This is a genomic window from Pseudomonas sp. NBRC 100443 (assembly GCF_030268185.1).
Classification (GTDB): Bacteria; Pseudomonadota; Gammaproteobacteria; order Pseudomonadales; family Pseudomonadaceae; genus Pseudomonas; species Pseudomonas citronellolis.
The window spans coordinates 46,098-68,481 of the sequence record NZ_BSQE01000015.1 but is presented as its reverse complement, the minus strand read 5'-3'; the positions used below and the strand labels follow the sequence as shown (position 1 = coordinate 68,481).

Genomic DNA, 22,384 nt, shown 5'->3' with positions numbered 1-22,384 from the left:
AGAGTCCGCCGGGTCAACGATTACCCCGCGCGAGCCCCCGATATGGACATCCGCCGCTCTCTCCACCAGGCCATCGCCAGCGCCCTGGCCGGCCTTCTGTTCCTCAATCCGATAGTCGCAGCCGCCGCCCAACTGGCGGTGGACGCGGCCGCCGGTGGCAACACCAGCCTGGGCGCAGCGGGCAACGGCGTGCCCATCGTCAACATCGCCACGCCCAACGGCAACGGCCTCTCGCACAATAAATTCAGCGACTACGGCGTTGGCCAGCAGGGGCTGATCCTCAACAACGTCACCGGCAAGACCGCCAGCACCCAGCTGGGCGGGATCATCATCGGCAACCCCAACCTCAAGGGCCGGGCGGCGCAGAAGATCCTCAACGAAGTCACCGGGGCCAGTCCCTCGCAGCTCAAGGGCTACACCGAAGTGGCGGGGCAGGGCGCCCACGTCATAGTCGCCAACCCCCACGGCATCACCTGCAATGGCTGCGGCTTCATCAACACCCCGCGCGCCACCCTCACCACCGGCAAGCCGATCCTGGCCGGCGAGCGCCTGCAAGGCTACGACGTGAATGGCGGCGAGATCGCCATCGAAGGCGCCGGGCTCAACGCCAGCAACCTCGACCAGTTCGAACTGATCACCCGCAGCGCCAAGCTCAACGCCGACCTGTACGCCAAGCAACTCACCGTGGTGGCCGGCCGCAACACGGTGGACGCGCAAACCCTGGCCGCCACCGCCAAGCCCGACGACGGTAGCACCAAGCCGCAACTGGCCATCGACAGCTCCGCCCTGGGCGGCATGTACGCCAACACCATCCGCCTGGTCGGCACCGAACAGGGCGTGGGCGTGAAGCTGGCCGGCAACATGGCGGCCAGCGCCGGCGACATCCGCATCGATGCCAACGGCAAGCTGGAACTGGCCCAGGTAGCGGCCAGCGGGGACCTGGCGCTGAAAGGCCAGGACGTGGCGCTGAACGGCCCGGCCTATGCCGGGGGCAGTGCCAGCGTGCAGGCCAGCGGTACGCTGAGTAATGCGCAGAGCCTGGCGGCGGGCTCGGCCATCGAACTGAAGGCCAACCAGCTCAGCAACGACGGCGTGATCGAGGCCGGCGTCAATGCCGACAACAGCCGCAACGCCCGCGGCGACGTGGCGATCGATGCGCAGAACCTGCGCAACAGCGGCAGCCTGATCGCCACGCGCCAGCTGCAGGCCCGCGCTGCTGTGCTCGACAACCGCAACGGCCAGATCGGCGGCCAGCATATCCACATCAGCGGCGGTGCCCTGGACAACCGCCTCGGCCTGTTCGCCGCCGAACAGAGCCTGCGCCTGGACCTGGCCAGCCTGGACAACCGCGAGCAGGGCCTGCTGAGCAGCCAAGGCGGGCTCACGGGACGCGTCGGCAGCCTGAACAACCAGCAGGGCGGCATCACGGCCCGGGCCGTCGAACTGCAGGGCGACAGCCTCGACAACCGCGGCGGCCAACTGTACGCCGAGACCGAACTGGCGTTGGACCTCGGCGCCAACCTGGATAACCGCGGCGGGCGCCTGGAAGGCCAAGGCGTGCAGGTGCGTACCGCCAACCTGGACAACTCCGCCGGCGGCATCCTCAGTGGCGCCGGGGGCTTGCTGCAACTGGCCACCGGGCACTTCGACAACCGCGCCGGCATCGCCCAGGGCGCCGCGCTGCGGCTCGACGCCGACAGCATCGCCAACAGCGATGGGCACCTGGCAGCCACCCACGGCGACGCCCGGGTGAACAGCGCCGGCTTCGACAACCGCGCCGGCGGCCTCTTCGCCAGCCAGGCCCTGGCCCTGTATGCCGGCGACTTCCTCAACCACGGCGGCCAGGTTGGCGCCCGGGACATCGACTTCAGCCTGCGCGGCACGCTGGACAACACCCACGGCCTGATCGAAGCCGGCAACCAACTCACCCTCACCGCCGCCGGCCTGTCCAACGCACAGGGCCGCGTGCGCGCCCTTGGCCAGCAGGGCGCCACGCGCCTGAGCATCGGCGGCTTGCTGGACAACCGCGAAGGCCTGCTGGAAAGCGCCGCTGCCGACCTGCTGCTCGCCAGCGGCGACCTGCGCAACGACGATGGTAGTGTGCGCCACCTGGGCAATGGCGGGTTCGGCATCGACCTGGCGCAACTGGGCCTTGCGGGCGGCAGCTTCGTCACCAACGTCGCGCTGAACCTGAGCGCGGCCAGCTGGAGCAACCGCAGCAGCCTGCAGGCGCGCGAACTGAGCCTGGATATCGGCCAGTTGGAACAAGCGGCCGAGGGACGTCTACTGGCCAGCCAGGCCCTGCGCGGCACGGGCGGCGACTGGCGTAACGCCGGCCTGATCGCCAGCGACGGAGACCTGGCGCTGAACCTGGGTGGACGCTACAGCGGCAGCGGCCAACTGAGCAGCCTGGGCGAGCTCGGCCTCGATGCCGCCAGCCTTGCCCTCGATGGCAGCGCCAGCATCATCGGCGGTGGCGCCACCCGCATCAGCATTGGCGGCAGCCTGGACAATGCCGGTCGCATCACCGCGGCCGGCGACCTGCTGGCCCGCGCGGCCAGCCTGAACAACACCGGCACCCTGGGCAGCGCCGCCGACCTGCGGATCGAGAGCGCGGACCTGCTCAACGAAAACGGCCTGCTGTTCAGCGGCGGCGATATGGCGCTGCGGGTGGAGCGCTTCGTCAATCGCTACGCCGACGTCTACAGCCTGGGCGCCCTGGACATCGCCGCGGACGACCGGCAAGGGCGCGCCCGTGTGGTGGAAAACCGTTCGGCCACCCTGGAGGCGCAGGGCGACCTGGCGATCGCCAGCGACAGCCTGAAGAACACCCAGGACAGCTTCCGTCTCGGGCAGAAGCTGATCTCCGGGGAAATCATCGTTCGCTGCTACGACTGCTCCGGCGACCACTACAACGTCGACTACATCGCCCGTGAGGTCTATGCCAGCGAAGTGCAGGAGGCATCCCCGGCCGCTTTCATCCAGGCCGGCGGCAACCTGCGGGTGGATGCCCAGGACTTCGAGAACACCGCGAGCACCCTGGCCGCCGGTGGCGACATCGCCATCAGCGCCAACAGCTTCGTCAACCAGGGCATCAGCGGTGGCGAGAGCATCCGCACGCGGATATTCAACAGCGGCAGGGTCACCGACGGCACCGTCGAACGCTTCGTCGGCCATTACGTCCTGCCCTACAACCTGGCGAACAATGCCGACCCCTCGGTGTTCCGCTATTGGGACAACCTCATCGGCGGGCTCAACCAGGGCACGGTGACCCCCACCGAACTGGCCAACGGTCTGCTCCTGCACGTCTACCGCGACGCCAATGGCAACCTCCACCGGCCGATGCACGTGCCGGACTACCAGGCCAACCACTACGACCCGGACAATCTGCTGGAACTGCCGTCGGCGCTGTACGACCTCGGCTTCCTCAGCGACGTCTGGGAATACCGGCCGGGCGGCGCCACCTCCGCCAACGCCGTCATCCAGGCGGCTGGCGCGGTGCAGATCAGCGCTGGCGAGCGCCTGGACAATGGCGTCATCCACCCCGGCATTGCCTACGACGGCGGGGTGGCGCGGATCGAGGCCGTTCAGGTCGACGGCCAGTCGCAACCTCTGGTCGTGGTGCTCAACCCACAGCTGCCACCCGACCTCGCCCAGCAGGCGGTCAACCCCATCAGCCTGCCGGGCTTCCGCCTGCCCCAGGGCGAGCATGGCCTGTTCCGGCTCAATGCCCCGGACAGCGGCCACCCCTACCTGATCGAAACCAACCCGGCGCTGGCCGAGCTCAAGCAGTTCCTCGGCTCCGACTACCTGCTGGCCCAGCTGGGCTACGACCCGGCCCAGGCGCAGCAGCGCCTGGGCGACGGCCTCTACGAGCAGCGGCTGATCCGCCAGGCGCTGGTGGCGCGCACCGGCCAGCGCTTCATCGCCGGGCTGTCCAGCGACGAAGCGCTGTTCAGGTACCTGATGGACAACGCCATCGGCTACAAGGACCGCCTGGGCCTCAGCCTCGGCGTGGCCCTGAGCGCCGAGCAGGTGGCGGCGCTGACCCACGACATCGTCTGGCTGGAAGAGGCCGAGGTGAATGGTCGCAAGGTACTGGTGCCGGTGCTCTACCTGGCTCAGGCCGAGCATCGTCTGGCACCCAACGGCGCGCTGATCCAGGGGCAGGATCTGGCGCTGATCAGCGGCGGCGAACTGAACAACGCCGGCACCCTGCGCGCCAGCAACGACCTCGGCGCCACTGCCGCCAACATCGGCAACAGCGGCCTGATGGAAAGCAACCGGCACCTGCAACTGCTGGCCACGCAAAGCATCCGTAACGCCGCCGGCGGCATCATCAGCGGGCGCGATGTCAGCCTCGCCGCGCTGACCGGCGATGTCGTCAACGAACGGACCCTGACCCAGGTGCAGGGCCAGGCCAGGGGCGCCAGCCTGCGGACCAGCCTGCTCGACAGCGCCGCGCGCATCGAGGCCGGCGGCGACCTGTCGATCAGCAGCGGGCGCGACCTGCTCAACCTGGGCGGCCAGTTGCAGGCCAAGGGCGACATCCAACTGCAGGCCGGGCGCGATGTGCTGATCGGCGCCGTCGAGTCCGTCGACAGCAACGCCCGCCAGGACAAGCGTCATAGCTGGGAACAGACCGAGGTCCGCCAGCACGCCGCCGGCGTCCAGGCCGGCGGTGACCTGCAGATCAGCGCCGGCCGCGATATCGGCGTGCTGGCCAGCCACCTGGAAGCCGGCGGCGACGCCAACCTGGCCGCCGCCGGCAACCTGCTGCTGGGCGCCGCGCAGGAACAGAGCAGCCGCGAATACCACTACCGGCGCAGCGGCAAGAAGGTCGACAGCGAAGACAGCCGCGTCAGCCAGCGCGGCACGACCCTGAACGCCGCCGGCGACGTCACCCTCAGCGCTGGCCAGAACCTGACCCTCGAAGCGAGCCAGGTCGGCGCCGGCAAGGAAGCCTTCCTGGTGGCTGGCGACAAGCTGCAGCTGCTGGCCGGTCATGACAGCGAACACTCGCTGTACCAGAAGCAGAAGAAGGGCAGCCTCGGCAGCAAGAGCTTCAAGCGCGACGAAATCACTGACGTGACGGCCGTGGGCAGCCAGGTCAGCGCCGGCGGCGACATCACCCTGCTCAGCGGCGGCGACCAGAAGTACCAGGCCGCGAAGCTCGAAAGCGGCAATGACATCGCCCTCGTCAGCGGCGGCAGCGTGACCTTCGAAGCGGTCAAGGACCTGCACCAGGAAAGCCACGAGAAGAGCAAGAGCGACCTGGCCTGGCAGTCCGCCAAGGGCAAGGGCCAGACCGACGAGACCCTACGCCAGAGCCAACTGATCGCCCAGGGTGAACTGGCGATCAAGGCCGTGGAAGGCCTGAAGATCGACATCAAGCACATCGACCAGAAAAGCGTCGGGCAGACCATCGACGCCATGGTGCAGGCCGATCCCGACCTGGCCTGGCTGAAAGAGGCCGAGGCGCGGGGGGGGGTGGATTGGCGGCGGGTGCAGGAGGTGCATGACTCCTTCAGCTACAACAGTTCGGGGTTGGGCGTGGGGGCGCAACTGGCCATCGCCATCGTGATGGCCGCCTATGTCGGGCCGGTCGCCCTGAATGCCATGGGTGGTGGTACCGTTGCCGCCGGTGGCGCGGCCGTTGCCACGGGGGCCGCGACCAACGCCTCGATCAGTCTGGTGAACAACCGCGGCGACCTCGGCGCGGTCTGGCAGGACACCACCTCAAGCGATGCCCTCAAGGGCTACGCCATCTCCGGCATCACCGCCGGTCTGACCCAGGGCTACTTCAACGATTGGACCGGCGCCCCCAGCGACATCACCGGCAAGATCACCATCGACCTGGGCTCCCTCAAGGGCATCGGCCAATTCGCCGCCAGCCAGGGGCTGCAGAACGGCACGGCATTGGCGCTGGGCCGGATCATGGGGCAGGGCGGCGACCTGGGCGATGCCCTGCAGAGCACCCTGCTCAACACCCTGGCCGCCGTCAGCTTCAACGCCGTGGGCGACTACACGAAGGGCGTCTACGCCGACGGCAGCATCCAGAAGGTGATGATCCACGCCATGGTCGGCGGCCTGCTGGCCGAAGCCAGCGGCGGCGACTTCAAGACCGGTGCCCTGGCGGCGGGTGCCAACGAAGCCCTGGTGGACCAACTCGACACCTGGGTGGGCGGCGACAAGGTCCTGCTCGACATGACCTCCCAACTGGTCGGCCTGCTGGCGGCCTCGACCCTGGACGGCGCCGATGCGCAAAGCCTGCAGACCGGGGCCTGGGTGGCGCAGAACGCCACGCAGTACAACTACCTGAATCATGACGATGGCGAAGGGTTCGTTGATGCCATGCAGCAATGTGGTAACGACGAAAGCTGCCAGCGCAAGCAATGGGATTCGAACTTCAGTCAACTGAGTCAAGCCAACTTTGATGAGGCCATGGCCACTGGCGGTGGGGTATGGGCCAAGGACCAGATGCTACAGATTGCGGGCGGTCTGGCGGCGCTGGACTCATTAGCATGCACGACGACGGCCTGCGAGCAGTACAAGTTCACCCTGATCGACCGAGGATTGACGAGCTATGCACGCTTGGCCGATGTGGCCGGCGAATGGGAACCCGTTCTTGGCGCAATCGGCGGTGTAGCTGCCGGGGTTGCCGGATCGCGTCCCAGCGGTAATGGCTCGCGTCCGCTAGGCAGCACCCCGACCGTGGGTTCGGCCCAGGTTGAAAAAGCCTATGCTTACTGGGTTAAGGCAAAAGCGGATGGCGTAAAAGGAGTAAGTAAGCTCCCTGTTCCCAGCGATCTTCCGAAAACCATACATATGGGGCAACAGGGAAAACATATCAAAGGTCACAGTAACTTTATAGCGGGCCGTAGTTACTTTAATGATGGTATCGATCCGATAGAGCTTTTGAATGGAGTACACAGTGGAAAATATCCAATTGTAGGTGCCGGGGCTCGTGGTAACCCAATTGTTGATTTTGGACGGCCAATTGGAGTCGATGGGCGGACAGGGATGACTGTTACCAAGGGTCAAATTCACTACGGAAAGAATGGTGTCCATATTGTTCCTGATGCGAGGAATTAAAATGCCTTTTGCTGCACAACTACCCGATTGGATTGTGGCTTGTTTTCGCATCGCTCTGCTCGGCGAAATTTATCCTGACATTAGGGCTATTGCTATCGGATATGACGAGAATGGTTCGGTGTTGATTCGATACTATCTTGATCGTCAGCCAACAGAGCTTGACTTGGAGAGTCTGGGAGTCGTTGCCGTAAACTTTGACTCGCTGGGAGGAAAAAGGCAGGTTATCAAAAAAATTGAGATTGAGTGTATCCATGCGGATGGCCCTAGGAGTGAGTTGGATCCGCTTAGTGGGTTTGTATATTTTAGGCGAGAGTTTGGTTGAGCTTGTTTCAGCGAAAAGGGAAGGATTTATTTTTTACTCCAGAGTTAGTTGACTGGGTAGGGTTAGAGTGCAGAAAATAAGTCTCCTTTTTGAAGGCAAGCTGTAAAAGGTTTTTATGAGGAGACTGATGGGGATGATGTTGTGATTTTTGTGGCGAAAGAGTCTCGTGGAAAGGTAGCGGCTGGAGATATTGTGACAGCCATCAAGCCGTCCTCTCAGCAAATGAAGAACTTTGGATTATGAAGACTATTGAAATCCTTGGTATTTGCTGGGCGTTTATAGATGACTCTAGTGGTGAAATTTATCAAGATGAGGTGGGCGGTCTAGTCTTTTATGGGTATTGGCGTGAAAGGGTCTCCAGCGAGATTGTCGGTAATGAGTCCTCGTTTGAACTGTCTGGGAAGGTAGTGCTGATGTGAAATTTCGAAAGTGGGAAGGCGAATGTATGAGCAACCTTTCTGCTGAGGTGAAAATAAATATGTGGCCCGATGAACTTAAGTGGTTGTCATATGTTGAACGATCACTAAGGTGGTTTGTTGAACATGGAGCGATTGTCTCTTGGTGTGGATCGGAGCTATGTAGTCCTTCTCTAGATGTCTTCTCTTCAGGTGAGGGTTCCGGTTCGGTGTATGCAGCCTATAGTGAGGATCTTGGTTTTGTTTGCGGTTCTGGGTTGGAGGAAGAGTATCAAGATATTAATGCATCACAATTGGATGAATTCAATAAGATTGTGCTTGGTTAGTCATCGGTGCAAAAGGTAGCTTCGGCGCAGAAAACGCTATCAATCAGGGTTGGCTCAGTTCTCAGTTCTTGGCTGAGGAAGTCGCGAGCGGCCATGCGTTCCAGAAGCATGTGGTCGAGCGGTAAGAGTTTGCTGGCCGCGAACACCAACTGATCGGCGAAGACCAGTTGTACGGTCCCTTAGAGTTGTTCGGCCGCCAGCACGAGCTGACCCTCGGCGCCAACTACGGCCGCTCGCACCTCAAGGCCGGCGCCGACACCATCGCCGCCAACGGCTACTACACGCCCTGGTGGACCTGATGGCCAGCTACGACATCGACAGCCACTGGAGCACGGCGCTGAACCTGAACAACGTCACCGATCGCAAGTACCTACTGTCGCTGTACGAAAGCACCACTACCGCCAACTATGGCGCGCCGCGCAACCTCACCGCCTCGGTAAGCGGAGAGCTCTTTCTGTTTTCGGCAGCGGTGAGCAGGGTCATGAGAGCGGGTACAAAAACCAGGGATTGAGGATCGGCTGACATCAAGTCCGCTCCCTTTCCCCATTGCGCTCGGTGAACCAGATGGCAACGGCCATCACCGCGACGCCCATCAACTGCAGAGCACCCAGGCGCTGCCCGTAGAACAGCCAGTCGATGACGATGGCCACGGCCGGGTAGATGAACTGGTAGACCGCGATCCTGTCGGTGTTCAGGCGCGCCATGCCGGCGTACATCAGCGAATAGGCGAGCCCGGTGTGGATCAGCCCCAGGCCTGCCAGCCATGCCCAGGAGGCGCCCCATTGCGGCCAGCCGTGGAGCATGGGCCACGCCAGCAGGGCCAGCGTTCCGATCGCGCACTGCCACCAGGCGAGGATGCCGGCCGACATGTGCCGTAACCGCCGGGCGACGATGGTGACGCAGGCGGTGCAGAAGGCGCCGACCAGGCAGAACGCCACGCCCCACCAGTAGCTCGCGGGGTAGGCCTGGTCCGCGCCGAACAGCGAAAGGTGCTCCAGTATGCCGGTCGCCAGCACCAGGCCGGCCATGGCGACGAGCACCGATACCACGCGCCGCTTGGCAGTCGGCTCCTTCAGATACCAGGCACCCAGGATCAGCACCCACAGCGGCTGCACATGGAAGAGCACCGTGGCCACGCCTGCGGAGGTGTGCTCGATGGCGGCGAAGAACAGGCTCCAGGCCAGCACCATCAGGCCTCCTGCTGCGAGCAGCGCGAAGGTCGCCTTCCTGCCCGGGAGCAGGCTGCGCAACTGGCGGCGACAGGCTGCCCAGAGCGTCAGCCCCAGCAGGCCGAAGGCGCAGCGGAACCAGGTCGCGGTCAGCGGATCGGCGCCGGACTGGTGCAGGAAGAGGCCGATGGTGCCCAGGACGACGCTGCCTAGTACGAAGGGCAGCGTTCCGCCGGTGACGTCGGAATGGACGTGTGCGGCTTGCTGGCTGAAGGCCGAAGCCTTCGGCCCCGCCATTTGTTCATGTGCGTTCATGCGGCGAGTGTGGGACTGGCCCGTTGGAACGAGAAGCGCATAATGCCGCATGCAAGTATTCGATAAACGAATTTAAAGGGCCGATCAAGATGATGCCGCGTGACCTGCAGCTGGACTGGCTGAAGTGCTTCGTTTCCGTGGTCGATGCGGGCTCGCTGTCGAACGCGGCGGGCGAGGTGCATCGTTCGCAATCGGCGGTCAGCATGCAGCTGAAGAAACTGGAAAGCGCCCTGGGCCGGCAACTGTTGGTACGCGGCCCGCGCAGCCTGCAGCTGACCGCGGACGGCCAGACGCTGCTGGGCTTCGCCCGCCGCATGCTCGACCTGCACGCCGAAACCCAGGCCGCCTTCCATGGCGAGGAACTCAGCGGCCGGGTTCGCCTTGGCGTGCCCGACGACTACGCGGCCAAGTACCTCACGCCGGTGCTCAAGCGTTTCGCCCAGCGCTATGGCAGCGTGGAAATCGAACTGAACTGCGAGCAGTCGACGGCGCTCATCCCGCGGGTCGCCAGTGGCGATCTGGACCTGGCCCTGGTTTCCCGCGACCACTCCCGGCGCGGAACGCTGCTGTTCCACGAACCCATGGTCTGGGTGGGCTCGCCGCAGTTCGAGCTTTGGCGGCGCGACCCGCTGCCGATCGCGGTCTACGAGAGCACGAGCCTCGCACGGCGCAGCGCGATCAACTCCCTGGCGCTGCAGGGCCGGCGCTACAAGGTGGTGTACAACAGCTCCAGCCTCGCCGGGCAGCTCGCCGCGGTGGAGAGCGGCCTGGCGGTGGCGGTGCTGACGCAATGCAGCGCCCCCGATCACTTGCAGATACTGGGCGTCGAGCAGGGGCTCGGCCCGCTGGAGCCCATGGAGGTCGCCGTCTATCGAAGCCGCGCTTCCCAGGGCTCCAAGGCCGTGGACAGCCTGCGGAGCCTGTTGATCAGGACGTTGAGGTTGTCGAGCGAGGGCTGAAGGATTGCTGGTGGAGTTCGCCTCCTTCGGGGCGAGCGACATTCGATGCTGGTGCCGGCCCAGGTCGATCCGCTAGGCTTGCCGCTCCCGGCGCAGGTGCCGGGCCCCAGGAACGCCACTTTCAAGGAGATGCCCCATGGCGAACATTCCCCAGGCGCTGCCGCGCGCCTTTCCCCTGAAACTCGTCGCCGGCGGCCTGATCGGCCTGCTGGTGCTGGTCGCCGTGGGCGGCTCGTTCTACACCATCGACGAGAAGGAGCGCGGCGTGGTGCTGCGCAACGGCAAGCTGGTGGACGTGGCCGAGCCCGGGCTGGGCTGGAAGGTGCCGTTCATCGAGACGGTGAAGACCCTGTCGATCCAGAACCACACCAGCCGCTACGAGCAACTGCAGGCCTACAGCCGCGACCAGCAGAGCGCGGCGCTGGTGGTCTCGGTGTCCTGGCACGTGACGCCGGACGAGGTGGCGAAGGTCTATTCCGGCTACGGCGACCTGCAGGGGCTGGTGGACCGTCTGATCAGCCGCCAGGTGCCGACCCAGGTGGAAAACGTCTTCGGCCGCTATACGGCGATCCAGGCGGTGCAGAACCGGGGGCAGTTCGTTGCCGACGTGGCCACCGCAGTCAAGGCCGCGGTCAAGGGCCCGGTGGTGATCGACGGGGTGCAGGTGGAGAACATCGACTTTTCCGACGCCTACGAACGTTCCATCGAGGAGCGCATGAAGGCCGAGGTGGCGATCCAGACCCGCCAGCAGAACCTCGCCACCGAGCAGGTGCAGGCGCAGATCCAGGTCACCCAGGCGCAAGCCGAGGCCGACTCCAAGCTGGCCCAGGCCAAGGCCGACGCCGAGGCCACCCGCCTGCGCGGCCAGGCCGAGGCCGATGCCATCCGCGCCAAGGCCGAGGCCCTGGCCTCGAACCAGAACCTCATCGAACTGACCAAGGCCGAACGCTGGGACGGCAAGCTGCCGGAAACCATGCTGCCGGGCTCGACGCTGCCGTTCATCGATGTGAACCGCACGCGTCCCTGATCCTGGCATCGGTTCTTCGTGGGGCCGGGCCCGGTGGGGTCGGCGCCAACCTGTAGGAACAACTGTCTGCGCCGAGGCGCTTTCCGTAGGATGGGTTGAGCTTGCGAAACCCATGCGGTTGCACTGATGGGTATCGCTTCGCTCAACACCATCCTACGAAAAGCCATGCTCGCTACGTTCGTGTGTCCCTGGAACTGGACTGTGTTCCGTGCCGAGGTTGAGATCGGAGTGGAGGGCCGCGGAAGAGCACCCTCTCCCCAGCCCTCTCCCGCAAGCGGGAGAGGGGGCTGCCCGGCATGCTCGGGGAGTTCGGCGCCAACCTGTAGGAGCGGGCCCTGCCCGCGATTTCGCGCGCAGGGCGCGCTCCTACATGCTGTCCGGGAGAGCGCGGATCTCATCCGCGAATCGCGCCGGAGCTTCCGGCCATCGCGGACAAGGTCCGCTCCTGCCATACGGGTGGGCACGGCTTCTCGTAGGAGCGAGCTTGCTCGCGAACACACTTCACTGCGCTGCTCATTCACGAGCAAGAACCAGGCGTCCCCCCTCGACCTACGAAGAGGCGATCTGCCTGCCTCCACCGAGCCCGGCAGATAGTCCGCATTCGATGGTCGGTGATGGCTGCGTTGATGGTGTAGGCGCCGCCTCCGCAGATGCCGATGGCGCCGATGCGATCGGCATCTGCGGAGGGTTGGGCCAACCTCTCCATCCCCCAGCAACTCCCTTCATACATTTGTCTAGCGCAACTGCCCGTCCCTTGGATTTTGTCGATGTTCAGCCCCGGCGGAGGTCCCTAACCTTCTGAAAAGGCAGCGTTGATTACCAATAATAAAAGGAGACGACCAGTGCCTATTCAGACAGAACACGACCCGCGCCTGAAGCGTGCGCTCAAGACGCGGCACATCAGCATGCTGGCCCTGGGCGGCGTCATCGGCGCCGGGCTTTTCGTGGGCTCCAGCGCGGTCATCGCCTCGACCGGGCCCGGCGCTTTCATCACCTATGCCATCACCGGGCTGATCGTCGCGCTGGTGATGCGCATGCTCGGCGAGATGGCCGCCGCGCATCCCGCCAAGGGTTCCTTCGTCGATTACGCGAGGCTGGCCTTCGGCCGTCCGGCCGGGTACATGACCGGCTGGCTGTACTGGTACTTCTGGGTGATCGTGGTGGGCTTCGAGGCCGTGGTCGGCGGCCAGATCATCAACGGCTGGTTCCCGGACATCCCGGTATGGGCCATCGCTCTGGGGCTGATGGTGGGCATGACGCTGCTGAACCTGATGTCGGTGCACTCCTTCGGCGAGGCCGAGTACTGGTTCGCCGGCGTCAAGGTCGCGGCCATCGTCGTGTTCCTGGTCGCCGCCGGGGCCTATGCCTTCCGGCTGTGGCCGGGCTCCACCGCCAGCTTCGGCAACCTCACCGAGCATGGCGGGTTCCTGCCCCACGGCGTGACGTCGCTGTTCACCGGCGTGGTGGTGGTCATCTTCTCCATGACCGGCGTGGAAGTCGCCACCCTCGCCGCGGCGGAGTCCGAGGACCCCTCGCGCAACATCCGCAAGGCTGTCAATACCGTGATGCTGCGCATCCTGGTGTTCTTCGTCCTGGCGACCTTCTTCATCGTGGTCGCGCAGCCGTGGACCGAGATCAAGGCCGGCAAGTCGCCGTTCGTGGCCACCCTGGAGCACATCGGCATTCCCGGCGCCGGCCACATGCTGACCGCGGTGATCCTGGTGGCGGTGCTGTCGGTGCTCAATGCCGGGCTCTACACCTCGTCGCGCCTGCTGTACGTGCTGGCCTCCAACGACGAGGCGCCAAGCTGGATCGCCGGGGTGAGCCGCAAGGGCGTGCCGGTGCGCGGCGTCATCGCCTCCACCCTGGTGGGCTATGGCTGCGTGGTCATCGCGGCGCTCTGGCCCGATACTGTGTTCCAGTTCCTGATCAACTCCTCCGGCACCGTCTTCCTGTTCGTCTACCTGATGATCTGCCTGTCGCAGCTCAAGCTGCGCCGCAAATGGGTGGAGGAGGGCAGCCTGAAGTTCGCGATGTGGGGCCATCCCTGGCTGCCGCTGCTGGTGACCGCGTCGATCGTGGCGGTGCTGGTGAGCATGGCCTTCGACCCCTCGATGCAGATCAGCCTGCTGCAGTGCCTGATCGCCATCGCCGCGATCGCCGCCTCCTACGCGCTGGTGCGGCTGTCCCGCTGCCGCCGGCAAGCCGTCGCGCTACCCGCACGCAGCGCTTCGTAGCCCCCACCCATGGCCGTCAATTGGAAGCCAACCCCATGACCGCAAAATTCGATCTGACCCAGTTACCCAACAAGCCGCTCTGGTTCGAACAAGGCCCGGTCCGCGCTGCGCTGGAGGGCACCACGGACGCCGATGTCGTCATCGTCGGCGCGGGGTACACCGGCCTGTGGACGGCCTACTACCTGCTCAAGAGCGACCCCTCCCTGCGGGTGGTGCTGCTGGAGAAGCGCGAAGTCGGTTTCGGCGCCTCCGGGCGCAACGGCGGCTGGGCCTCGGCGATTTTCCCGATCTCGCTGTCCCGGGTGGCCGAGATGTATTCCCACGATGCCGCGCTGAAGCTGCAGGCGGCCATGAACGACACGGTGGACGAGATCGGCCGGGTGCTGGCGCTGGAAGGCGTCGACGCCGACTACGCCAAGCAGGGCTTCCTCTCCCTGGCCCGCAGCGCGCCGCAACTGGCCCGTGCGCGGGCGGCGGTGGAAGGCTCGGCGCGCTTCGGGCTGCCGGAGCAGTGGCAACTGCTCGATGGCGCCCAGGCCGGCGCCAGGGTCGGCGCCGAAGGCACGCTGGGCGGGCTCTATACCGAGCATTGCGCGCTGATCCACCCCGGCAAGCTGGTGCGTGGCCTGGCGCGGCTGGTGGAGACGATGGGCGCGACCATCCACGAGCATTCCGCCGTCACCGAGTTTGCCGAGGGCGTGGTGCGCACCGGGCGTGGTTCGGTGCGCACGAAGTTCACGGTGCGCGCCACCGAGGCGTTCACCTCGCAGCAACCCGGGCACTCGCGCTTCGTCATCCCGCTGTATTCGCTGGTGCTGGCGACGGAGCCGCTGCCCGCCGAGCTGAGACGCAGGCTGGGGCTCGACCACCGCCTGGCCTTCAACGACATGCGCCACCTTCGCGTCTACGGGCAGGTCACGGCCGAGGGGCGGCTGGTTTTCGGCGGCCGCGGCGCGCCGTATCGCCTGGGCTCCCGGATCACCGAGGAGGCCGACCTGGTGGACGGCATCCACGCGAAGATCCACCAGACGCTGCTGGAATTCTTCCCGGACCTGGCCGATGCGCGCATCACCCACCGCTGGGGCGGCGCGCTGGGCGTGGCCCGCGACTGGTGCCCGACGGTGAGCATCGACCGGAAGAAACGCATCGCCTGGGCCGGCAACTACGTGGGCGATGGCGTCGCCACCAGCAACCTGGCGGGGCGCATCCTGCGCAACCTGATCCAGGGCCGCGACGAGGCGATCAACGCCTTGCCCCTGGTCAACCACCGCTCCCCGTCCTGGGAGCCCGAGCCGCTGCGCTGGCTGGGTGTCAACAGTGGGCTCGCCGCGGCCTCGCTGAGCGACATCGAAGAGCGCATCACCCATCGTCCATCCCGCACCGCGATGTTGCTCGAGAAGCTGACAGGTGCGCATTAACAGGAGTACGCCGTGAGCACTTTCACGATCATCAAGTCCGCCGCCATCCAGTCCCTACCCCTGACCCCCGCCGGCCAGCGCGCCGGGGCGGACAAGGGCGACCCGCAGATCGCCATCCAGCAGCTGGCGCCCGAGGCGACCGGCAACCTCGGCGTCTGGGAGTGCCAGCCAGGCGGTTGGCCGGTGGTCGAACGCCCCGACACCGAGTTCACCTACATCATCTCCGGTAAGGCGCTGCTCACCGATAGCGGCAGCGGCGAGGTGGTGGAAGTGACTGGTGGCGATCTGATCATCCTGCCTCCGGGTTGGACCGGGCGCTGGGATGTGCTGGAGACCGTGCGCAAGGTGTACGCGATCTACTGATTCTGCAAGGTGGTGGCTGAGCGCTACCGCTGTTATCCCTTGATGTGAGAAAGACAATGACCCAAACCATCATGAATTGGATCTCCGGCGCCCAGGTACAGGCTACCAGCGGACAGCAACTGCCGGTCTACAACCCGGCCACCGGCGTCGTCACCGGCCAGGTGCAACTGGCCAGCCACGCCGACGTGGACGCGGCGGTGGCTGCCGCCAAGGCCGCCTTCCCGGCCTGGAGCAATCTCTCGCCGCTGCGCCGCTCGCGGGTGCTGAACCGCTTCCTGGCCCTGCTCAACGAGCACCGCGACGAACTGGCCCGGCTGATCACCGCCGAGCACGGCAAGGTGTTCACCGACGCCCAGGGCGAAGTCACCCGCGGCATCGAGATCGTCGAATTCGCCTGCGGCGCGCCGCAACTACTGAAGACCGACTTCACCGACCAGGTCAGCAGCAACATCGACAACTGGACGCTGCGCCAGCCGCTGGGCGTGGTGGCGGGCATCACGCCGTTCAACTTCCCGGTGATGGTGCCGATGTGGATGTTCCCCGTGGCCCTGGCCACCGGCAATACCTTCGTGCTCAAGCCCAGCCCGATCGACCCCAGCCCGAGCCTGTTCATCGCCGAGCTGCTCAAGCGGGCCGGCCTGCCCGACGGCGTGTTCAACGTGGTGCAGGGCGACAAGACGGCGGTCGACGCGCTGCTCGAACATCCCGACGTGCAGGCCATCTCGTTCGTCGGCTCCACGCCCATCGCCAACCACATCTACGAGACCGGCGCGCGCCACGGCAAGCGCGTCCAGGCCCTGGGCGGAGCGAAGAACCACCTGGTGGTCATGCCCGATGCCGACATCGACCAGGTGGTGGATGCGCTGATCGGCGCGGCCTACGGCTCGGCCGGCGAGCGCTGCATGGCCATCAGCGTGGCGGTTTTCGTCGGCGACGAGACCGCCGAGAAAGTCATGCCGAAACTGATCGAGCGCACCCGCGCGCTCAAGGTGCTCGAGGGCAGCAACCTGGCGGCCGAGATGGGGCCGATCGTCACCCGTGCGGCGCTCGAACGCATCACCGGCTACATCGAGCAGGGCGTCCGGGAAGGGGCGACGCTGCTGGTGGACGGCCGCGGCTTCGACGGCGAGACGGCGGGCGAGGGCTGCGGTGACGGCTTCTGGCTGGGCGGAACGCTGTTCGATGACGTCACCCCCGACATGCGCATCTACCGGGAAGAAATCTTCGGCCCGGTGCTGGCGTGCCTGCGCGTCAAGGACTTCGCCGAGGCGGTGCAGCTCATCAATGACCACGAGTTCGGCAACGGCGTGAGCCTCTACACCCGCGACGGCCACATCGCCCGCGAGTTCGGTCGGCGCATCCAGGTGGGCATGGTCGGCATCAACGTGCCGATCCCGGTGCCGATGGCCTGGCACGGCTTCGGCGGCTGGAAGAAGAGTCTGTTCGGCGACATGCATGCCTATGGCGAGGAGGGTGTGCGCTTCTATACCAGGCAGAAGAGCATCATGCAGCGCTGGCCGCAGGCCATCGCCAAGGGGGCCGAGTTCGCGATGCCGACCAGCGACTGAGGCTGGCGGCGAGTGGGCTCCGACGGCCCCGCACCCCAGGTGCGGGGCCGTTTGCATTCAAGGTGCCTGATCGAACAGCTCGGTGTTCTTCGCGGCCTGGAGCGCAATCCAGAAGCGCGCGATGCCGTTGGTGGAGGTGGGCTTGAGGCCCGTCAGCTGCTCCACGAGCTTCAGCCGGTAGACCAGGGTCTGGCGGTGGATGCCCAGGTCGAAGGCGGTGGCCTTCCAGTTCCCGTCGTTTTCCAGGAAGGCCAGCAGCGTGGGCAGCAGCGCGGCGCCCTGGGTGCGGTCGTGCTCGATCAGCGGGCCCAGGTAGCGCCCCACCAGCGCCCGGGCTTCGGCGAGGGACTTCGGCGCCATGATCAGGCCGGTCTCCGCCTCGCCATAGCGCAGCACGCCAGCCTCCACTTCCTGCGCCTGGGCCAGGGCCAGGCGCGCCTGCCTGACGCTTTCGCGAAAGCCCGTCGCCGCGGCGATCGGCCCGCTCACGCCGATCACGGTGCCCTCGCCGAGATTGCTGCGCAGGGCATCGAATAGCTCGTTGTCGTCGCGGCTGATCGCCAGCAGCAGGCCCTTGTCGTTCAGCAGCAGGGGGCTGGCCTGGTGCAGGGCGGGCGCCTGGTGCAGTTCGTCCGGCCCCCAGGGCCCGTTGCCACCCGGCTTGATCGCAAGGCACACCAGGGTGCCGAGCAGGCCCCGTTGTTCCAGGAGGGGGCGGGCGAGGCTGAACTCCGTCTCGCCTTCCAGCAGGCTGCGCAGCAGCGCCGAGCTCTCTTCGCGCTGCTGGTCGCGGTGGATCATCAGGCGTTCCAGTTCGACGCCGAGCAGGCCGACCAGCGAACGTACCAGGAGGGGGTCGTCCAGCATTCTTTCGCCCTTGCGGGCCATGACCAGGTTGGCCCGCGCCCGCCCGGCGATGGGTATCCGTTCCAGCCGCTCCGGGGGCGGCCTGCGGGTCGAGCGGGTTTCGACGATATCGACGCCGCTGACCGCGTCCTCGATCGCCAGGTACATGTCCAGCGTGGCGGCCAGGATCGAAAGGCGGCCGGCCATGTCGGGCTCCTTGCGCAGGGCTTCGGCGTAGGTCTGGAACAGCCGCTCGCTGGCATTGAAGCGCTCGCGCTGGGCCTGCAGCACGCTTTCGATCACATGGTGGGACAGCTTGACGAACTCGAGCTCGAAGCTGCCGCGGAGAATGGGAAACAGTAGGCGATCGGCCGCCGCCAGCAGCTCGTCCGACAGCGCCGGGGCGTCGTCACGGGGCGCGACCACCAGTGCGCTGGCGTTGCTCTGCACCAGTTGCTCCAGCCAGGCGACCTGGTCCTGCGCGGCTTCGGGCAGGCCAACGCCGGTGGTCATGACCAGGTCGCCCGGGGAAACCCAGCGCCACGGGTCCGGCAGGTCGACGGCATGGGCCCAGGTGATCAGCCTGCCGGTGCCGGCGAGGCCGGCGACTGTCTGCAGTTTCAGCAGCTCGATCTCGATCAGGTCTTGCACGGTGAGCATGGGGGCCTCTTGTTTCGACGCGGGCGGGATGCCGTTCATTATCCGGAGTTATCCGGGGGCGCCTAGCTCTTCCTTGTCGTTCTTGTGAGCGTGGAGTGATGGGGTTGAGGTTGGAGCGGAGGTTTGCAGAAGAGCACCCTCACCCCAGCCCTCTCCCGGAGGGAGAGGGGGCCGTTCGGAGTGGGCGGGGAGTCCGGAGTCATCCTGGGGCTCCTGTATCCGCCGTCGGCCGTGCCACCGGGGCGTTCGGCGTGGTCGGTGGGCCCAATCGCGGACGGAGTCCGCTCCTACGGCCGTGCTTCCCTGGAACCGTAACACTCTTGCCGGCTGCGAAACCCATGCGGTGGCGGTGATGGGCTTCGCTCAACCCATCCTACGGGGCTTCCCTGGAGCCAAGGAGCGGACTCTGCCAACAGAGCAAACATCCCTACCTCGCCGACTGCGCGATATAGCCGATGAACAACCGGAACAGGTCCGAGTTGCTGGAGATCTCCAGGCGCTGGTAGATGTTGTGCTTGTGGACCTTCACGGTGCCTTCGGAGATGCCCAGCAGGTGGGCGATGGAGGCGTTGCTGTGGCCTTGCAGGATGAGCTTGGCGATGTAGCGCTGGGCGTCGGTCAGCTGGCCCTGGAGGATGTCGACGAAGGCGCTCTCCAGTTCGCTTTCGGGCGCTTCCGTGGTGGTTTCGGCGGGCTTCAGGGCGGTGCGCCAGTGCAGTTCCCAGGCCGCGGCTATCACTGGCGCCAGGGTTTCCAGGTGGCGGACTTCCTGCGGCGCGAAGGGGCCGTGGTCCTCGGCCTTCATCAGCGAGAAGACGAGGGCCGTGCGCGGCTGCAGGTGGATGATGTAGCCGATCTCCTCGACCTGGGTGCCGTGGGTGGACGACACGCAGGGGTGCAGGTCGCGGGAGATGGCGAAGCCGGAGGAGAAGAAGCTGTCCGGCGCCAGGTCGCTCATGCGCCACAGGCCGGCCGGGTGGCGGTTCATGCTGGCCACGTAGAAGGGGTCGAGCAGGTAGCCGCCGCGGGAATAGGCCTCCAGGGTCTTCGCCGACACCTGGCCGTTGTAGCCGTCGTGCAGCAGCTGCGCATTGCAGTCGAAGCGGAACAGGTAGCCGCAGCTCATGTCGAAGCCGACCTTGCCGTCCAGCAGCGAGCCGATGGCGTGCCCCAGCTTGTCGGTGCCGACGGCGGCCATCAGGTCCGCCAGCTTCTTCGCGTCTTGGCTGTTCATGGAGGGGCTGCGTCGCCTGTCTTGAGCCGGTGTTGCCGCGCCGGCGCGGGGCCGGCGGGTGCCTGGGCCTGGCAGGGGCGCCGCGGGGCGCCCCTGCGCGGGTGCGTCAGGACAGTCCGGTCGAGGCGCGCAGTGCGTCCTGCGGTGCTTCCTGGCTGCCCAGCTGCTGCGCCTTGGGCACCGCCAGCCAGTAGGCCAGGAGCATGCCGATCAGGCCACCGCCGAGTTTTCCAATGATCAGCGGCAGGATCAAGCTCGGCTGGAAGTTGGCGGAGTAGGCCAGGTGGTCGCCGAAGGTGAAGGCCGCGCTCACCGCGAAGGCGATGACCAGCACCTTGTCCTTGGGCGGCATGTCCGCCACCAGGCGGAACATGGCGAGGATGTTGGCCGACGCCGCGAGGATGCCCGCCGCGCCCACCGGCGACAGGCCCAGGTGCGAGGCCACGCGCTCGATGGGGCGGGAGAGGAAGCGCTTGATCAGGTAGACCATCGGGAAGGCGCCGCAGAGCATGATGCCCACGTAGCCGGAGATCTCCAGCGCGCGGAACTGGTCCTGCTTGTCGGCGATGATGGGGGCGAAGCCCCAGCTGCCGAAGTTGGCGCTGAAGAAGCCGGTGAAGTATTCGACGATGGACGCCACCAGGATCAGCGTGACCGCCGCGTACATGATGCTGCCCAGCTTGAGGAACAGCCGCACCATCAGCCCCGGCACGTAGCGCAGCGCGGCGGCCAGGGCGATGCAGAAGAGAATCTGCGGCAGCAGGTTGCGCAGCAGCATCGGCAGGTCGAAGTGCAGCTGCAGGGTGGCGGCGCCGCTGGTGGCGATGTCCGGGCGCACGCCCAGGCCCAGCAGCTGCATGCCCATGGCGATGAGCACGATGCTGATGGGGATGCTCAGCAGCCCGGCCATGATGCCCAGGGCCATGTACTTGTGGTCGGCCTTGGCGAGCATGGCCAGGCCCACGGGGATGACGAAGATGATGGTCGAGCCGGACTGGAAGCCGGTGATCAGCCCGAGTATCCAGCCTTCCGGGTCGTGGGCCAGGGCCTGCGCCAGCTGGTAGCCGCCCAGGTCGGAAGCGATGAAGATCGCCCCGGCGATGGCCGGGTCGGCGCCCAGCGCGGTGAACAGCGGGCCCACGTAGTGGCTGATGAAGCTGGAGATGAAGGGGATCGCCGCCATGATGCCGGCGACCGGGATGAAGATCGGGCCGATGCTGTGCAGGCCGGCGTTGAACTCCTTGCCCAGCTCCGACTCGGCGTCGAGGATGGAGGCGATGGCGCCGACCACGGCGCAGGCCATGATGAGGTAGATGACGTACGTGCCGATGTTTTCCATTAGCTGCCTCTGTCTCTTGTAGGTTTCTTGTCTATTGGCAGAGCTAAGTGTCTTGCGAGCCGGGCGTTGTTGTTGGTTTGGGCGCGCGGCTCGGGCCGGTCAGGCCGCGGTGTAGGCGTTGTCGACGAACAGGTGGGCGCCGTTGACGAAGCTGGCGTCGTCGCTGGCCAGGAACAGCGCCGCCGAGGCCACCTCGCGCGGGTCGCACAGGCGGCCCTGCATGGCGCGCAGCGCCTCGTCGGAAACCTCGGTGCCGAATTCGCGCAGCAGGTCCAGCTCGCGGCGGCCGTGGGCGGTGCCGATGAAGCCGGGGCAGATGGCGTTGCTGCGGATGTTGCGGTCGCGGAACTCCACCGAGATCGCCCGGGCGAACATGTGGCAGGCGCCCTTGGTGGTGCAGTACAGGACCTCCATGGGGGTGCCGACCACGCCGGAGATGGACGAGGTGCAGATGATGCTGCCGCCGCCGGCCTCGATCATCTTCGGCAGCACGGCGCGGGTGACCAGGAACATGCTCTTCACGTTGATGTTCATCAGCCGGTCCCAGTCGCTCTCGCGGGTTTCCAGGAAGGGCCCGACGTGGATGGTGCCGGCGTGGTTCATCAGCACCGTGATGGCGCCGAAGCGTTCCTCCACCTGGGCCACTGCGCGCTCGACCTGCTCGGCGACGGAGACGTCGGTGGGCACGAAGAGGGCCGTGCCGCCGGCGGCGTTGATCCGCTCGGCCACGGCCTTGCCGTCGCTGTGCGGAAGGTCGAGCAAGGCGACCTTGGCGCCTTCGCGGGCGAAGAGTTCGGACGCGGCCAGGCCGCAGCCGCCCGCGCCGCCGGTGATGAGCGCCACTTTGCCGTTCAGTCGTCCCATGGGTATCTCCTGCTTGTTGTTGGTGTGGGATTGCCTTGGGGCTCCACGCTAGGGACGGGCCTTGTGGGTGTCCATATGCCGGCGGATATACGCCGGCCTATGTCTTTGTTTCAAAGCAATAAAAGTCATTTTTCCGATGGGCGGGAAGCGCCGTGCGGGGAGGGCGGCGACGCTGCGTTGCGGCCGTCGCTGTCGGGCCTGGTCAAGGAAGCGGCGCGCTGGAACA

General features: G+C 66.0%; 16 protein-coding genes. 11 read left to right on the top strand and 5 right to left on the bottom strand.

Features of this window, described 5'->3' with window-relative positions:
- The first annotated feature begins 42 nt into the window (after window positions 1-42).
- The 5 genes from QSJ95_RS32880 (at window position 43) to QSJ95_RS19660 (ending at window position 8,670) form a co-directional block, all read left to right on the top strand.
- Entirely contained in the window at window positions 43-7,095 is a 7,053-nt protein-coding gene (locus QSJ95_RS32880; protein WP_352230821.1) for a two-partner secretion domain-containing protein, read from the top strand.
- Complete coding sequence (locus tag QSJ95_RS19675; RefSeq protein ID WP_281687718.1) at window positions 7,064-7,417, top strand: MafI2 family immunity protein; 354 nt, start codon at window positions 7,064-7,066, stop codon at window positions 7,415-7,417. Before QSJ95_RS32880 ends, QSJ95_RS19675 begins: the two co-directional genes overlap by 32 nt.
- A gap of 445 nt (window positions 7,418-7,862) precedes the next feature.
- Entirely contained in the window at window positions 7,863-8,159 is a 297-nt protein-coding gene (locus QSJ95_RS19670; RefSeq protein ID WP_281687717.1) for a hypothetical protein, read from the top strand.
- A 167-nt stretch (window positions 8,160-8,326) separates the two neighbouring features.
- Window positions 8,327-8,458 (top strand): hypothetical protein, encoded by a 132-nt coding sequence (locus tag QSJ95_RS19665; protein WP_285644721.1) that lies wholly within the window; start codon window positions 8,327-8,329, stop codon window positions 8,456-8,458.
- On the top strand, window positions 8,458-8,670 hold the full coding sequence (locus QSJ95_RS19660) for a TonB-dependent receptor (RefSeq protein WP_009620064.1): 213 nt from the start codon (window positions 8,458-8,460) through the stop codon (window positions 8,668-8,670). The genes QSJ95_RS19665 and QSJ95_RS19660 overlap by 1 nt, the downstream gene beginning before the upstream one ends.
- A 13-nt stretch (window positions 8,671-8,683) precedes the next feature.
- Here the strand turns inward: QSJ95_RS19660 and QSJ95_RS19655 are convergent, their stop codons facing one another.
- Window positions 8,684-9,643, bottom strand: a complete 960-nt coding sequence (locus QSJ95_RS19655; RefSeq protein ID WP_285644720.1) for a DMT family transporter — start codon at window positions 9,641-9,643, stop codon at window positions 8,684-8,686.
- Between the two features lie 89 nt (window positions 9,644-9,732).
- Here QSJ95_RS19655 and QSJ95_RS19650 point away from each other — a divergent pair, with 89 nt between their 5' ends.
- The 6 genes from QSJ95_RS19650 (at window position 9,733) to QSJ95_RS19625 (ending at window position 17,215) form a co-directional block, all read left to right on the top strand.
- On the top strand, window positions 9,733-10,602 hold the full coding sequence (locus QSJ95_RS19650) for a LysR family transcriptional regulator (RefSeq protein ID WP_285644718.1): 870 nt from the start codon (window positions 9,733-9,735) through the stop codon (window positions 10,600-10,602).
- A 136-nt stretch (window positions 10,603-10,738) separates the two neighbouring features.
- Window positions 10,739-11,629: an SPFH domain-containing protein gene (locus QSJ95_RS19645; RefSeq protein WP_285644716.1), complete on the top strand. Its 891-nt coding sequence runs from the start codon at window positions 10,739-10,741 to the stop codon at window positions 11,627-11,629.
- 842 nt (window positions 11,630-12,471) lie between these two features.
- A complete protein-coding gene (locus QSJ95_RS19640) occupies window positions 12,472-13,866 on the top strand; it encodes an amino acid permease (RefSeq protein WP_285644714.1) in 1,395 nt (464 codons plus the stop codon).
- 35 nt (window positions 13,867-13,901) lie between these two features.
- Complete coding sequence (locus tag QSJ95_RS19635) at window positions 13,902-15,284, top strand: NAD(P)/FAD-dependent oxidoreductase (RefSeq protein WP_058071869.1); 1,383 nt, start codon at window positions 13,902-13,904, stop codon at window positions 15,282-15,284.
- Between the two features lie 12 nt (window positions 15,285-15,296).
- Window positions 15,297-15,647, top strand: a complete 351-nt coding sequence (locus QSJ95_RS19630) for a cupin domain-containing protein (RefSeq protein WP_058489453.1) — start codon at window positions 15,297-15,299, stop codon at window positions 15,645-15,647.
- A 56-nt stretch (window positions 15,648-15,703) separates the two neighbouring features.
- Complete coding sequence (locus tag QSJ95_RS19625) at window positions 15,704-17,215, top strand: CoA-acylating methylmalonate-semialdehyde dehydrogenase (RefSeq protein WP_285644709.1); 1,512 nt, start codon at window positions 15,704-15,706, stop codon at window positions 17,213-17,215.
- 57 nt (window positions 17,216-17,272) lie between these two features.
- On the opposite strand, the gene QSJ95_RS19620 is transcribed toward QSJ95_RS19625, so the two are convergent.
- The 4 genes from QSJ95_RS19620 to QSJ95_RS19605 all read right to left on the bottom strand — a co-directional run bounded on the left by QSJ95_RS19620 (window position 17,273) and on the right by QSJ95_RS19605 (window position 22,158).
- A complete protein-coding gene (locus QSJ95_RS19620) occupies window positions 17,273-18,721 on the bottom strand; it encodes a PucR family transcriptional regulator (RefSeq protein ID WP_285644707.1) in 1,449 nt (482 codons plus the stop codon).
- Window positions 18,722-19,148: 427 nt separating this feature from the next.
- A complete protein-coding gene (locus QSJ95_RS19615; RefSeq protein ID WP_285644705.1) occupies window positions 19,149-19,955 on the bottom strand; it encodes a helix-turn-helix transcriptional regulator in 807 nt (268 codons plus the stop codon).
- Between the two features lie 106 nt (window positions 19,956-20,061).
- Window positions 20,062-21,294 (bottom strand): ethanolamine utilization protein EutH, encoded by a 1,233-nt coding sequence (gene eutH / locus QSJ95_RS19610; RefSeq protein WP_285644704.1) that lies wholly within the window; start codon window positions 21,292-21,294, stop codon window positions 20,062-20,064.
- Between the two features lie 99 nt (window positions 21,295-21,393).
- Window positions 21,394-22,158 carry an SDR family NAD(P)-dependent oxidoreductase gene (locus tag QSJ95_RS19605; protein WP_043273794.1) on the bottom strand — a complete coding sequence of 255 codons (765 nt, stop codon included), beginning with the start codon at window positions 22,156-22,158 and terminating at the stop codon, window positions 21,394-21,396.
- Window positions 22,159-22,384: the final 226 nt, after the last annotated feature.